Source organism: Bradyrhizobium sp. HKCCYLR20261 (assembly GCF_051168435.1).
Classification (GTDB): Bacteria; Pseudomonadota; Alphaproteobacteria; order Rhizobiales; family Xanthobacteraceae; genus Bradyrhizobium.
Genome location: NZ_JBNPUZ010000009.1, coordinates 89,525 through 104,392, shown reverse-complemented (window position 1 = coordinate 104,392; position 14,868 = coordinate 89,525). Strand labels below are relative to the sequence as shown.

General features: G+C 63.2%; 9 protein-coding genes and 1 pseudogene. 6 read left to right on the top strand and 4 right to left on the bottom strand.

What is annotated here, in order from left to right; translation table 11 throughout:
- Positions 1–502: 502 nt before the first annotated feature.
- From ACQR1L_RS21775 to ACQR1L_RS21750, 6 genes are all read left to right on the top strand, one after another.
- Positions 503–1,564, top strand: coding sequence for a hypothetical protein (locus ACQR1L_RS21775; protein WP_434859961.1), 1,062 nt, complete (start codon positions 503–505; stop codon positions 1,562–1,564).
- Between the two features lie 79 nt (positions 1,565–1,643).
- Entirely contained in the window at positions 1,644–2,039 is a 396-nt protein-coding gene (locus ACQR1L_RS21770; RefSeq protein ID WP_434859960.1) for a hypothetical protein, read from the top strand.
- Between the two features lie 503 nt (positions 2,040–2,542).
- Positions 2,543–3,931 carry a hypothetical protein gene (locus ACQR1L_RS21765; protein ID WP_434859959.1) on the top strand — a complete coding sequence of 463 codons (1,389 nt, stop codon included), beginning with the start codon at positions 2,543–2,545 and terminating at the stop codon, positions 3,929–3,931.
- 22 nt (positions 3,932–3,953) lie between these two features.
- The gene (gene mauJ / locus ACQR1L_RS21760; protein WP_434859958.1) at positions 3,954–5,384 is read left to right on the top strand and encodes a methylamine utilization protein MauJ; all 1,431 of its coding nucleotides are present in this window, start codon (positions 3,954–3,956) and stop codon (positions 5,382–5,384) included.
- An 842-nt stretch (positions 5,385–6,226) separates the two neighbouring features.
- Positions 6,227–7,606 (top strand): aspartate aminotransferase family protein, encoded by a 1,380-nt coding sequence (locus tag ACQR1L_RS21755; protein WP_434859957.1) that lies wholly within the window; start codon positions 6,227–6,229, stop codon positions 7,604–7,606.
- A 714-nt stretch (positions 7,607–8,320) separates the two neighbouring features.
- Complete coding sequence (locus ACQR1L_RS21750; protein WP_434859956.1) at positions 8,321–8,530, top strand: hypothetical protein; 210 nt, start codon at positions 8,321–8,323, stop codon at positions 8,528–8,530.
- A 984-nt stretch (positions 8,531–9,514) separates the two neighbouring features.
- On the opposite strand, the gene ACQR1L_RS21745 is transcribed toward ACQR1L_RS21750, so the two are convergent.
- The 4 genes and pseudogenes from ACQR1L_RS21745 to ACQR1L_RS21730 all read right to left on the bottom strand — a co-directional run bounded on the left by ACQR1L_RS21745 (position 9,515) and on the right by ACQR1L_RS21730 (position 14,849).
- Positions 9,515–9,658: a hypothetical protein gene (locus ACQR1L_RS21745; RefSeq protein WP_434859955.1), complete on the bottom strand. Its 144-nt coding sequence runs from the start codon at positions 9,656–9,658 to the stop codon at positions 9,515–9,517.
- Between the two features lie 1,797 nt (positions 9,659–11,455).
- Complete coding sequence (locus ACQR1L_RS21740; protein ID WP_434859954.1) at positions 11,456–12,619, bottom strand: KUP/HAK/KT family potassium transporter; 1,164 nt, start codon at positions 12,617–12,619, stop codon at positions 11,456–11,458.
- A gap of 103 nt (positions 12,620–12,722) precedes the next feature.
- A pseudogene (locus ACQR1L_RS21735) lies at positions 12,723–13,217 on the bottom strand (KUP/HAK/KT family potassium transporter); the annotation flags it as partial.
- A gap of 300 nt (positions 13,218–13,517) precedes the next feature.
- The gene (locus tag ACQR1L_RS21730; protein WP_434860076.1) at positions 13,518–14,849 is read right to left on the bottom strand and encodes a TolC family outer membrane protein; all 1,332 of its coding nucleotides are present in this window, start codon (positions 14,847–14,849) and stop codon (positions 13,518–13,520) included.
- Positions 14,850–14,868: the final 19 nt, after the last annotated feature.

Genomic DNA, 14,868 nt, shown 5'->3' with positions numbered 1-14,868 from the left:
CCGCACGACGTGGATGGCCGGGCCTTCGCCGCGCCGAAGCGGCTTCGGCCGCGCAGGCGGGACATGCCCGGCCATGACGATGAGGAAGCAGTCGCGTGCAAAACTCTGTTCGTCAAATACGATAGCCCTGCCTGCTCACGGCGAGCCGGCGGGCATGAGGGAAGCATGACGCCGGATCGCAAGCCCGTTGCGCGAATCGGCTCGACGAGTGTTTCCTTGAAACCGGTCGTTTCCGGATCGAGCTCTCGCCCTGCCCACCGCTGTCATGCTCCGCGAAAGCGGGGCATCCAGTACGCCGAGGCAGAAGAGAGTCGCCGAGGTGTCACGGCGTACTGGATCGCCCGCTTTCGCGGACGATGACAGCCGGGGTTTCATGATCGAGGAGCCAGGACTTCGGAAACGGTCGTCTAGTCCCCGCGCCATGCCAGTCGCCCCCACTCCGGCGGGACGCGCGAGCGAACCGAATGGCGCTCCCCTCCCCCTCCTTCCGACCGCGCGCCTGATGCGTCGCTATCTCGTCGCGCTGGCGGGCGGGATGGTGCTGGTCATGATCGGGCTCGCCGGAATCGTCGCGCTGCTGTCGCGGGATGGCGGCGTGGAGCATGATTTTCTGGGCCAGGTCGCGAAAGCGGGCGATGCCGATTGGTATCGCGACGTCGGCGGCCGGTCCGTCAACCAGATTCAGGATCAGGACATCTTCTACAGCAATGTCGGGCATTCGATCGCCGCGGCAAAGGCCTCGGACATCGTCCTGCTCGGCCCGTCCTTCGTCGCCCGCGGCATCGACCGGCCAACGCTCCGATCCTCGGCGCTGCTCGGCGGGCTGAAGACCTACAACATGGCCTTTCTCGGCATCCGCGGCGGCGAGTTCTCCCGCCGGATCATCGCCCGCTGGCGCATCAGGCCGGCGCTGTGGCTGATCAATGCCGACGACCAGTTCGTGCACTTCTTCAGCGACGACCTCCACCTCACGATCGGCTCCGACAAGAAGCCGATCGACGCCGCGGCGCGCAGCCGGCTGCAGGGCCATCTCACCGTGCTGCGCCGCAATGTCAGATGGCGAATCGAAGACTGGATCGCGGTGCTGCAGGGACGGTCCGCGCCGGACGCCCTGTTCGGCGACTACCGCAGCGTGTCCACCGGCGACATGATGAACACCAATCCCGCCTATGCCGCCACGGGCAATCCGCCGATGCGGATCCTGCGCGATCGGCAGTGCGACACCAGCCCGGCGGTGGTGGATCATGCCCGCCGCCTGCTGCGCGAGATCGGCGGCCAAATCGTGCTGATGCTGGTGCCGCACAGCCAGGCCTGCGCGCGCCAAGCCGCAGAGCTCGCGAAAGCCCTGAACGTGGAATTCATCCCGCCGCCGGATGACGACGCGCTCACGACGCTCGACGGCGGCGGCCACCTCGACCGGAACGGCGCGGCGCGCTTCACCCGCTATCTCGCGGCGGAGCTCATCAAGACCAAGGCGTTCGCGGCCGCGTTCGGCGGCCGGCTGGGCCTGGCCAGCCGGCGCGAGGATTCGACAACGACGAGCGAGACCAGGCAGGCCGAATGAGGCCGCTTCCAGAGAGTTCACGCCGCCCCGTTGCGGCCATGCGCCGTGCAACGTGCGACCGACGATCGTCGACGGCCCCTTGACCAACCCTCAGCAGTTCCAGGCCGTGCGTGAGCAAGGCCCGTGGCGCAGCGCCTTCGAGGAAGGCGTGCGCCCGGTGGCGCCGATCCAATTACGGCGACAGTGCTGGACTGGACCCGTAATCCTGATCAAGACCAAAGGGGCGCATCCGGAGAATACGATTGCACTGAAGCGTTGTCATATCGCGTTCGGGCGATCCTGGACGGGTGAGTGGCAATCCTACATCGAGCATTTCCGTTATCTCATCTTGCGTCCGGAGTCCGATCTAAAGCCTCAGTGGACGCACGATCGGCAACCGGCTGATGAGCAGTCCGCCACTGTGCCGTTTCTCAACAAGGAAGCGCGGGAGGGATGGCGTCAGCGCGCTCGAAAAATGGGCCATCCATACGAGTAGCTCAGGCAGCATAGCTTCCGAGTGTGTGATCTGAAATTGTTTCAACCCTTTACATCGGTGACAGTGCGGGAATCCCAACGCCGCATGCGCTAACGCGCCGTCTTTGCTCATGGCTGCTTCTTGCACGGACGAATCACTTAAGCGGACATGCCGCCATCGCTCACGGCTTTGGCGGCTCCTCGACATCTTTATGTTAAAGCCGCCTTGAAGGGCGTTTCAAAAGGCTTTCAAAGACATCCGCGACAAGAATTCCGCGCGTGGTTGACGGCCGTCTGAAAAACGGCGACAAAAAGAAATCCCCCCGCAAGGCAATTCTCGGAATTCTTAAGGGAGAATTGCGCCATGCGAGAGCCAAGGCTCGAAGTAAGTCTGTGGGGTTTCAGGATTAGTGCGGTCGGCGCGCTGGCGGTTTGCGCCGCTGTGTTGATCTTTTTTGCGGCTCTGGCGGCTTGGCGTTTCTAGCTCTAGCCAAGGCCGAATAGTTAAACACCCGAAGGTGCCGCATGCCGAAGAGCGAAAGCATAAGACCGCTGCACTGCGTCGAACTCGTCACGGGGAAGAACCTCACGGGAACGGTTCTGATCTCGGAGAACGCGCTCCGCGTCGATATCTATAGCTACGATGGTCACTTCCATATCGAAAGCGAAGAGCCGGTCTTCCTGCAAACCGCGACGAACGAAATCGTCTCGCTGCATTCGAACGTCACGACGATCGCCGGAACCTCATCGCGCAATGTGCCGCCGCAGCGGACGACCCTCCATCAGGAGATCCTCTCGAACGTAGCAGTCGTGGGCCACGATGCCTGGGCGGCCGAAGACGGCGTCAAGCAAGTCACCTTCAACGTAAAGCACACGAACCAGTTGATGCGCCATGACGGCAAGGTCAAGGCGATCGGCCGCACGCGGTTTCCGGAAGGGGATGAACTCACGATCTTCGACGCGGCGGCGGAAGGCATGACGCTCCGGGCGTGGTACGGCGCGACCTACGGCATGGAGCTGGAGGGGCCGAAGGAAATCTGGCCGACCTTCGGGATTGAATTCGATCGACCGCAGAACATCCGCGACTACATCGGCTATGTGTCGGACTACGTGAACTTCCTGTCGTTCTGCTTCGGCGTGCCGCTCACGCCCTCTTCGATCCGGATCGACCGGCTTTCCTTCGCAGGAATGATGGAAGCCATCGAAAAGCACGAATATCCCGGCGACCACAAGGTCCACTACATCTGGCCGGAATCCGACGTTGATAACTGCGATCTCTGGGTCGGCGGCTCGCCGGTACGCTGTTGGAACGATGAGGAATTGGGCGCCTTCCGCGCATGCCTCATCGTATGGATGAACCGGGCCTCGGCCTGGCGGCGGCCCAACGCGTTGATGAGGACCGCCTTCGATTTGAAAAACGTGGTCTCCTCGGAGCGGCTCTTGAACGCGTGCCGATGGTTCGAAGATATCCCGATCGGGAAGGCGCAGCCAGTCCTCCCGGCCCCGGATGTGGACGCGATCGCCGCCGTTGCGGCGGCGAAGGCGCAGGAGCTTGGGCATGACGCGGCGATCGGCGAGCGGGTCGCGGGCGCGATCCGCTGGATCAGGGCGGAAACCGCCGAGCAGCAATTCAGGCGTCTTATCGGGACTGTCCAGGCGAGGTTCGGCAAGGGCGTCATGCCGGAAGAAGCCGTCGAGCATCTCAAGCGCGCGATCAATTTTCGCGGCAAGAGCGCGCATGGTCACTTCAACCCGGAAAGCGACGCGCAATTCCGGCAGTTTTCAAAATCGATGCGGGCGATGGAATCGCTCTGCTACCTCCTGACCGCGCTCGAGCTGCCGATCCCCGAGAAAGGTCTCTCGCGGACCGGGGCAAACCCAGTCCTGAGGGACTATCGCAACGCTTACGACTAAGGCGGCGGGTGAGGAACAACCGATGTATGCCAAGAACCTCGCCCGCATTTTAGGCCTCTTGTGTCAGGACAGCGATGTCTCGCACAGCACGCTGCAGGAACTCGATGAGCGTTTCGATTCCTTGCGCCGCTACGGAAAACTTCCGCGCGGGCGCGAGCGGCGCGAAGAGAAGCTGACCCCGCATCATATCGCCGCGGCCGTCTTCGGCCTTGTCCCGGTCCATCCCGGGTGGGCGGGGCACGTCGCCATTATCCTCGGCGGCCTGCGTCCGGTGGGAGGCACGGGCGCATCGTTCTTCGGCGCAGGGACGATCAGCGACGTGGTTGCCATTCTTCTGGCGAACCAAGAAGCGCGGAAGGACTTCATCCGCATGACCGTGACCGTGGCTGAGACGGGCGTGAACAGCAACGGCGGCGCGGAGGTCGTTTATCTGCATGACGGGCAAAAGCGGCGGGCTTATTTCGTGCCGGACGGCGCCATCTCGCTTCTGGCGCCCGGGGCAGAAGCCGGTTTCGATCCCGACCGCAGCCGCATGAACGCGCCAGCAATGCGCGAGATGTCGTTTAATCAGGAGTTCTTCCGGCGCCTCGCGCGGGAATGCGAGTTGGCCGAGCGTTTCGCCGCGCCTCCCGAAGGCGACGGTTCGAAATACGACGCCGAGGACGCCGAACGGATACGCTACCAGAAGCTCGGCGTGCGCAATAACTCCCGCTACCTCCATATTGGCGTCGATAACCAGGTCACCTGGCCCAAGGAAGAGCGGCTCATCACCTTCGACCGCTACCAACTCGTCCTCATGCCCAAGACGAGGGAGCACGTGCAATCGGTGCACATCGACCTTGTTGCCAACCGGGTCGACGAGCGGACCGCGATGACGGTGATCAATCGCTTCCTGAGCATCATGGCGTGGTGCGACGACAATTTCGCGATCGCCGGCTTTGGATGGTCGGGCAATCCCGTCCCGGTCCCGGTAACCAAGCGCGACCTCGCCTTCACGACGGCAACCCATTACATCTTCGACCGGAAGATCCCGGGCTCCGAGGAAGCACGGCGCGCGCTTGCCCTTTTTCGCGAGGCGCGCAATGCGCAGCAGAACGGCTTTGTGAGCTACGCCGTGCTGAATTACTACAAGATCATCGAGATCCGGAATCACGGCAAGGAAACGGCGCGCAAATGGTTCCTCGCCAATTTCGAGGCGATGCGCGCGACCTCAAAGAACAACGACGACATCACTCGCTTCCTTAGATTGTGCGGCGATGAGCCACCGCATAAATACATCCACGACTCCTGCCGAATTGCCGTGGCGCATGCCGGGAAACACTCGAAGTCCGATCCCGACGATGCCCATGAGATCGTCCGCCTGCACACGGCGGCCCGCGTCATGCATCTTCTGGCCCGCCGGTTCATCGAGCAGGAATTTGCGGTGGCAGACCTGATGTACTCGGGTGACTAAGCCGAGCGATAGCGATGCGGCTTTGGTATGACGTTGACAGTGCACTTAGCACCGCCTGCCTCGTCGGAACAGCGGTGCAACCGCGCTCAAGTTCACCCGTCAGAATGGCCTCGCTGCATCCCACCCATCCCCAATTGCCCGTCGTGCCAGTTTGTCGCATTCCGTCGGGCAAATCCGGTCTTGTGTCGTCGGCCAAATCAGGCCGACACTCCTCGCCGTCTCCTGCTCACTGAAGGGGCGTTTCGCGATCGTCACGGACCGTGGAGCGGGAGATGCGGTGGCCGCCTGGGGTCGCAGTGCGCGTTTCGCGTGCGGACGAACGAGCCCTTCGCGGACGGTCAAGCCGTGTGGTCCCGACACCCCGACGCTGGTGTCTTGGTCGGCGACATCCCGATGACGGGGGCAAGTAAGCCCGGTCCCCTGGGAGAGCACGGAGCAGCCGTAAAATCCATCGCGCAGGGAAGGCCGGTTGTTCGGCCAATCCTGTGGTGACTGCCGCCTGCTTTTTTGTCTGCAGGCGGGCCATGGGTGCGGCCTGCACCCGGCCTTCCCTGCGCCCTTCTGTTCGAAGGGCGTGCCTGAGAGCAAAGCTCGGACGCGCAAACGCGCCGCGAGGCCGATCAAGCGCGCCGCGAGGCGGAGACGTCATGGCTGCAGGGTCGGAGATCTCGAGGGTCAGGGAAGCTTGCGAGCCGGAAGGCTCGGAGGCCGGAGATCGAGACTTGCACGCCGGGAATGGCGCTCCCGCGCGCCTGCCGCGCCCGGGCTCCCTGAAGACATTATGGTTTGCGCGGGGATCGCGATAGACTGGGCGCTTCCGCCACCAGAAAGTCCCCGCCTCCATGCGAACGAATTCCCTGCAGAGCAAAGACATCGCCCACCAGATCCATCCCGCGACCAACATGCGGCGGCACGAGCGCATCGGGCCGATCGTCATCGACCGCGGCTCCGGCATCTATGTCTATGACGACGAGGGGCGCGAATATATCGAGGGGCTGGCGGGGCTGTGGAGCGTGGGCGTCGGCTTCGGTGAGAAGCGCCTGGTCGAGGCGGCGACGCGCCAGATGGCCAAGCTGCCCTACTACCACATCTTCGCGCACAAGACCCACGAGCCCTCGACCCTGCTGGCCGAGAAGCTGGTGGCGATGACCCCGGCCAATCTGAAGCACGTGTTCTTCACCAGCTCCGGCGGCGAGGCCAACGATTCCGCCATCAAGTTCGTCTGGTACTACAACAACGCGCTCGGCCGGACCGAGAAGAAGAAGTTCATCGCCCGCCAGGGCGGTTATCACGGCATCACGATCGCCGCCGGCAGCCTCACCGGCCTGCAGGCCAATCAGCGCGGCTTCGACCTGCCGCTGCCGTTCGCGCGGCATCTCACCTGCCCGCATTACTACCGCTTCGGCCTGCCCGGCGAGAGCGAGGAGGCGTTCACCGAGCGGCTCGCCAAGGAGCTGGAGGACCTGATCCTCAGCGAGGGCCCCGAGACGGTCGCCGCCTTCATCGGCGAGCCGTTGATGGGCGCCGGCGGCGTGATCGTGCCGCCGGTGAACTACTGGCAGCGCATGCAGGAGGTCTGCCGCAAATACGACGTGCTGGTGATCGCCGACGAGGTCATCAACGGCTTCGGCCGGCTCGGCACCCTGTTCGGCTGCGACAGCTTTGGGATCAAGCCGGACATCCTGGTCTGCTCCAAGCAGATCACCTCGTCCTACCAGCCGCTCGCCGCGGTCCTGATCAGCGACGAGATGTACCAGGCGATGGCCGACCAGTCCGACCGGCTCGGCACCTTCGGCCATGGCTATACCGCGAGCGCCCATCCGGTCGCGACCGCGGTGGCGCTGGAGAATCTGGCGATCATCGAGGAGCGCAACCTGGTCGCCAACGCGGCCGAGGTCGGCGCCTATCTGCATGACAAGCTGGCGCGCTTCGCGGACCATCCGCTGGTCGGCGAGGTCCGCGGCCGCGGCCTGATCGCCGCCGTCGAGCTGGTCGCCGACAAGACGACCAAGGCCCGCTTCGAGCCGGTCGGCAAGGTCGGGCTAAAATTCTTCGACACCGCCCACCAGCACGGCCTGATCATCCGCAATGTCGGCGACAGCATCGCGATCTGCCCGCCGATGATCATCACGACCGCCCAGGTGGACGAGCTGCTGAAGCGCTTCGAGGCGACACTCGACGATGTGACCGATTGGGTCGCAGCCGGCATGCCGGAGGGGTGAGAAATGGGACGGAGAATTGAGGCTGAGAACTGAGGGCTGAAAACTGAGGGTTGAGAAACCCGCCTCTCCGGGCCTTCGTCCCTTCGCGGGGCGAAGGCAACGGAATTGGCGCTCCCTAGGGGACTTTGGAATCCCCGGAATATCAATGGCTTACGTTGTGGTGGGACAAGAAGTCTTTCCACGGAATCGTTAGAGTTTCTGTGACGGGTGTCTCACCTCTAGTGACCCAAAGAAGGCCGCCGCGACGGGGTACAAGCGAACATGACTGCGACTGAAAACGGAGGCTTGCCAAGGCCGCAGCGAATCCTGTTCGCGTCCGCGGAAAGCACTTTAATGACATCCTCAGAAGCGGCTCGGATCACTGATAAGGTCGAGCGTGGCAGCTTCAAATTTCTGGGGTCCTCGGCGTCCTGCGCCCCGCACCCCACCGATGAGGCGTTCCCTTACTAGGGGCGGCGCGAGGCAAATTTCGAGCCGGCCGATAATGCGCTAGCCGATGCTGCCAATACCGCGCAGGAGGTGCTTACGCTCTGCGCTGCCGAGCCTCAAAATGCCACCGGTACGGTCAGCGGCTGCTGCACCATTTTGGTGCCGATCTGTTGCAATGTTGGCTGGCCCGCCCCGGCCGGTACGCATTGGGAACGCGAGGGCGACAATGAATCTCGCGACGCGCTCGCGAAAAGACCGCGCGCGGATAGCGCTTAGGCCGACGTGATGGTGGCCATCACGAACGAGCAAACCGCAATCGACGCCGTGAGCCGAACACTCGATGAGATGGCGGCAATCGAGCGGGAAACGATCAGGCAGAAGGGCTTTGCAAAGAAACGTAGCGAGCAGGGCGTGCGCTACCTGCATGCGCGGCTCAAGAACGTACCGGCCAGACCTCACTGGCGCCGACGATCGGCCGCCGCACCCTGGCGATGACGACATTGCGCGGTGTAGCCTGTAGGGATGTAGGGTGCATGTAGGGTTGTCTCGCACCCTACATGCGGAAATACCGAAACGATCGCAAAGGGTTAAGCTGAGCGCTGTAGGGATGTAGGGTCAAACGCGGTTTTCACTCTCTGACTCTTTTGGGGAGCGGAGCGTGCGAAAAATCTCTTCTCATGTGTGCGTCTACTCTCAACCCTACATCCCTACATCCATCACAATTAAACAACTGAAAACAAAGGAAAAAACGACATGTAGGGTTAGTTAGCAACCCTACATGCACCCTACATCCCTACATCCCTACATCCCTATAGTTCCAACAAACGGGGCTTTTGGAACCATGAAAGGCAAGATGGAGGTTTAGAAGCTGTTGCCTTGGGCTGTTCGCGACGAGTTTCCGAAACGGCGAGCGGTGTCGGCCGACATTGGCCATGTGATCGGCCGGCGCGCAGTTGGGCGTGGCCCGCCTCGATCGCGCGCAGTCTCGGCCGTGCGATCGAGGCCGATCCGCTCGGCTATGTGCCGGGCGAGCCGCATCGCGACGCGGAGGCGGTTCCGATGCGCTGGCGCGGCTGCCGACGGCGAAAGTCGCTCGGTCGCGAGGATCACGCGCGCGCACTGTTGGACGAGTTCGCGGCGATCGCTGAGCCGGTGGCGCCGGCCTTGATGGTGGCGGTGTGGAATTCGCAAGCCGTCGCGCTGTCGTGTGCCGCCATGGGCAAGCGACCGGCGTGGCGGTTCGCCTGCCCGTGCATTGTCATATGTTAGCGCCGACGGCCGGCCCCCGCGTGTACGGCATCGGCGCGGACGGCGAGTTCGTGGAGTTGCGCAAGAATGAAGCACGCGCTCGCAAGCGCGAGGGCGAATATACGCTCTCGATGCTGCCGCGCTCGCCGCTCAACTGGCACGATCCCGCGCCGCGGCATATTGGCGAGTGTCGCGCCGAATGGGTGGCGTGGCCCCTCGCGCCCGATCTGCTCAGCCGCGGATCTCGCCGGCAAGCTGGAAACGAACGAGGTACAGGCAAGCGCGCTGCCATTGATGCCCTGGAGCGACGGCCGCGCGCGGCTGATCCAGGGCCGCGACCTTGGCCGCGCCGCTGCCGACCTTGGGTTGCGCCAAGCCGCGGGCCCACGGTTGGCGAGCCGACTGAATCGCCGATCAGGGCCGAAGCGGTCGCGAGCTAGAATCCGGCGCGCCGGGAAAAAATCAAAAAAATCATTGCAGCATAAAAGGCTTAGTCGCGATATGCGACAGGGTTGATTGACCGGAAGGAAAGTGCCGGCCTATATCCGGAGCGTGATGTAAGGTCGCGATACTAAGCCCGCGGCCCTTAGTTGTGTCGCGGGCTCGACTTTCCCCATCAACGCAAAGATGTGAATGTATCCGATTCCGATCCGTTGGTGTGAGGATACGCATGGCTCGCAATTAACAGCCTGGCGGCCAACCAATCGCACGGTTAAAAAACGGCGAGCAAACCCGGCGCAGTAATCCGCTCCGAGCACCGGCGGCTAGAGTAGCGGTGCGACCATTCAAACACCGTCGCCGCCCGACACCGCGCAAGCAAAAGCGAATTAGTACACTCCGCGAGCTCATCTTGCGCGTGCGACGATACCTGATCGGGTGACGTCATGGGTTGCCGCTGCAATGAATGCAAACAAGCGATCGTGCACAAGGTTTCCGCCGGGCGGCCGCTTCCCAAACCGCGGTCGGGCTCAGTCTGGGCGCGCAGGTGTTCACCCGCGCTGGCGCCGGCCGGTTGCCGATCGCCTCGCAACGCTCTGGGCTATTCATTCCGAAAGACATGATCAGCGGCGCTGACTGGCGCGGAGTTCCTACTAGCCGTCAAGACCATCCTGCCCGTGCGCTTGCATCACGAGCTCGCGCATATGTTGGGCGGCCGTGCTTGATCCGAGCGCTACGGGGCGTTGCCAAGAACAGGGTGTCCGCTTGGTGCTTTGCCTGGTTGTGCTCGGTGCGCTGACGCCGCTCGGTATGCTCGCATCGTTCGCGCTGGCCCTCGCCGGCGCGCCGGTGCTCGTGGCCGTCTCTCCTGCCATGGTCGCGCTAGGGCTAGGCGCTAAATCGGCGCTCGCGCTCGTGCGATAGCATCGCCACCGGGTCGCCCGTGCGTCGCCCTTCGCCAGTAGGGTCGGCGGGTCCTTCCCCGCACCCCACCCCGCACGGCCCAAGCGCGCCCCGAAAGTTCGCCAGCTAGTTCGGGCAATTCTTGGGTTGACACGGTTGACAGGTTGACAAGCGAGCGCCTCGGAAAACTACTCTACTGGAAGGTCTTACCAAACAAGTGAGCACCGGCGGGTGGCTTTTCAGTTCTCTCGCTGGAGGTAGAGGCACTGTAAACAAGCTTGCTCCGAAGGGTCCACTCAGGTCCATTCGGGAGAGAATGTAACCCGCCAGATCTCCAAAACGACGTTTTTCCATACCGGAGATTGAGAAAGCGCCGGCCGAAGGTGTCATGGTAGATGGCCCAAGTCAGCTTTGGGACCACAGGCCGGCCGAGCAGGCCCCCTCCCATAAAGCACCCCGGGCGCACAGCGAGGCGGCCCCATTAGCCCCATAGCGGACGAGCGGCTTTGCCGTTGTCAGTGGTGATTCGTCGGTCACGACACGATCTTAGGGCGACCACAACCTTGTCGAGACGCCAAGACCGTTCCAGTGGCGCGAACACGTGTGACAATGGCGAACCCAAAAGCACCTTGCGATATCGGACGCAATGCCGGCCGTATCGTTCAACCGGCCCCAGTAGCTGTCCTTGATGGATATGCCGCCGGACTGGCTGCGATTGATATCATTAAAGGACAGGATTGCACTCTGGCCATCATTCCAGCTGCCGCGTGTAAAGATGCCTACATCATTGCGACCTGCTGCTCCAAGTTCGCATGGATAGTGTGGCGCTCCTCAGATCTCCACCTGTCCGCCCAGCTCGATGACCCGGTTCGGAGGGATGCGGAAGAATTCGGTGGCCGCCATGGCGTTGCGATGCATGATCTCGAACAAATGGGCCTGGAAGGCAGCAAATCGCGACCGCCGCTCGGCGACGATCTTGACCCGTCCGACGAAGAACGACGTCTCCATCATGTTGAAGATCAGCCCGCGCTGGCGGCACTGATCGAGAGCTTCAGGGACATCCGGCTGCTCCATGAAGCCGTAGCGCACCGTCATCGTGTGAAAATTGCTCCCGACGTGCTCGACGTCGATGCGCAGATCTGGCGCGACGCGCGGCGTGCTCGCGGTGACCACGCGCAGGAGCACGATGCGATCGTGCAGCACCTTGTTGTGCTTGAGATTGTGGAGCAGCGGTACGGGGACGACATCGAGCCGGCTGGTCATGTAGACCGCGGTGCCGGGGACCCGCGTCTTGGCGCCGACCTGCGCGATGAAGGTCGCGAGCGGAAGGGTGTCGCGCTCCAGCTTCTTGACCAGGAGATCACGGCCCTGATGCCATGTCATCATCAGGAAGAAGATGACGGCGGCGACGACCAGGGGGAACCAGCCCCCTTCCAGCACCTTCATCAAATTGGCGCTGACGAAGCTCATGTCGACCACGACAAACAGGCCCGCGGTCAGGAGACTCGCCGCCAGATTCCACTTCCAGATCTCGCGCATGGTCAGAAACATCAGAATCGAAGTCAGCAGCATGGTCAGAGACACCGCGATGCCGAACGCTGCCGCCAGATTGTCGGACGAGCGGAAGCCGAGGGTGAGCCCCAGAGTCAGCGCCATCAACGTCCAATTGACGAAACCGATATAGATCTGGCCGTAGCCGGTGGCCGATGTCTGCGCGATGTTCAGGCGCGGACACAGGCCAAGCTGTATCGCCTGCCGGGTCATCGAGAACGCGCCACTGATGATCGCCTGGCTGGCGATGATGGTCGCGACCGTGGCCAGCGCAACGAGCGGCAGCTGGAGCGCGGCCGGGCACAGGGCGAAGAAGGGATTTGGCTCCTGGCCCAGCGCAGCATCGACCACGACAGCGGTCTGGCCGGCGTAGTTCAGGATCAGGCAGGGCAACACCAGCCCATACCAGGCGAAGCGGATCGGGCGGGCGCCAAAATGCCCCATGTCGGCATAGAGTGCCTCGGCCCCGGTGGCGCACAGGGAACACCGCGCCCAGCACGAGGAAGCCGGTCATGCCGTGACCGAACAGATAGGACAGCCCATGGCGCGGATCGAGCGCCGCCAGCACCGAGGGGTGACGCAGGATACCGAACACGCCGAGGATCCCGATGACGATGAACCAGGCGATCATCACCGGGCCGAACAGTCTGCCAATCCGGTCGGTGCCCTGAGCCTGCAACGCAAACAGACCCACCAGGATGATCGCGGACAGCGTCACGATATAGGGGCTGATCTGCGGCAGCGGGCTTTTCAGTCCTTCCAGCGCGCTCAGCACCGAGATCGCAGGCGTGATGGCGCCGTCGCCATAGAGCAAGGCAGCACCGATCAAGCCCATCGCGATCACCCCGAGCCGCTCGCCGTGCTTGATCCCCAGCAGCGACATCAACGCCAGAATGCCGCCTTCGCCGTCATTGTCGGCCCGCATCACGACGGCGACGTATTTGATCGAGGTGGTGATCAGGAGTGTCCAGACGATCAGCGACAGCATGCCGAGCGCGGTCTCGGCGTCGGCGCCTCCCGCCCATTCCAACGCCGTCTTCATCGTGTAGAGCGGGCTGGTGCCGATGTCGCCATAGACGACGCCCAGCGCGCCAACCATCAGCGGCCCGAACCCCGCTCCGGACGGGCCTGAGGCAGCGTGACCTGCTTCCGACTGTTCTGTATCAGCTATGGACATCACGTTCGTCGGGTTCGATGGATCAGGGGCCGCAAGGAGCGGACCAGGCTCGTGGCAGATTACGGTTGATAGTGTTTCTTTTAGGTTTCGACCCTTCCCGCGAAGGGGATGCTGCTGCCGAGGCACCTACCTGCGTGCGTGCCCGTCCTCGGCCAGCGCGCAGCGCTATTGACCTGACGGCGTGCGCAGACCGTGCCAAGCATCACGAACCTGATGGTAGTGCAATTCGGGCAGATAGTCCGGCGTGTTCAGGCCGAGAGTGTGGACATCGAGGCGACCGACGGCACTGAGCAGGGTGTAGGATGCGATCACGCGGTCGCGCTGGGCCGCGATCTGCCGTGAGCGAGCATTGGTGAGCTCCTGCTGCGCGTTCAGCACATCGATTGTCGTGCGCTGCCCCCCGGCGGCTTCGCGCCGGACGCCCTGCAGGGCGATCTCCGCCGCCTTCACCTCCGATTCGGCCGCGCTCAGCGCAACCTTGGCGCCTTCGTTCGAGACCCAGGCACCGACCACCGCCGTACGCGATTGATTCCTGACCTGCTCGAGCACCAGCCGGCTTTGCGAAGCCATCTCCTTGGCCTGGCGGGTCTGGGACGCCGCAGTGCCGCCGTCGTAGATCGGCACATTGATCTGCCCCACGATCGAGGCCTGGTCAGTGCCTGAAGTGCCGAGCGTCGTGTCTGATTCCCTGGATCGGCTGACATTCGCCTGTACCGCCACAGTGGGCAGCAAGCTACCCTCGGCGACCCTGATGGTCGTCTGAGCAGTATCGACGTCATAAGCCGCTCCGAGCACGGCGGGATGCTCATGCCTTGCGATCTCGATCGATGCCTGCATCGTCACCGGAGAAAACCGGTCGACGGGCGTGGCCGGGGCGAGCTGGCCCGGCGCCTCCCCGGTCACCTGGGCATAAGTGGCCTTGCTGATCGCGAGCGTCACCTCGGCTGCGTTAAGGTCGGCAAGCCCGCGGCTCAGCCGCGCCTCGGCCTGCGCCGTATCGGTCGGCGTGACGTCGCCTGCATCCAGGCGCCTGCGCGTCGTCTCCTGGATCTCCCGGAGAACGGTCACATTGGTCCGCTGCGCTTCGACGAGCGCCTGGTTGGCCAGCACGTTCATGTAGACGGTGACGGCGTCGAGCAGCACACCCTGCCCCGTGTTGCGCAGGGCTTCGCGACCCGACAGAACCTGGAATTCGGCGATGCGGACGCTATTGGCGGTCTTGAAGCCGTTGAACAGAACCTGGTTGACGGTCAATCCGATCGTCCAGGGGCGGAGTGTCGTACCCTGCACCGTATTGTCAGGCAGCGTATTCCTGACCGCCTGCAGGCCCGCGCTGAGGCTAGCGATGATCTGCGGCCGATAGCCGGCGAGCGCCTGTGGTACGTTTTCGTCCGTGCCGCGCTGGCGAGCCCGGTCAGCGTTGAGCTGCGGACTCGACTGATAGGCTCTGACCAGGGCTTCCGGCAGCGTCTCCGCAGACGAGGCTCCGAGGCTCATGAGCGTCGCGGCGATTGTG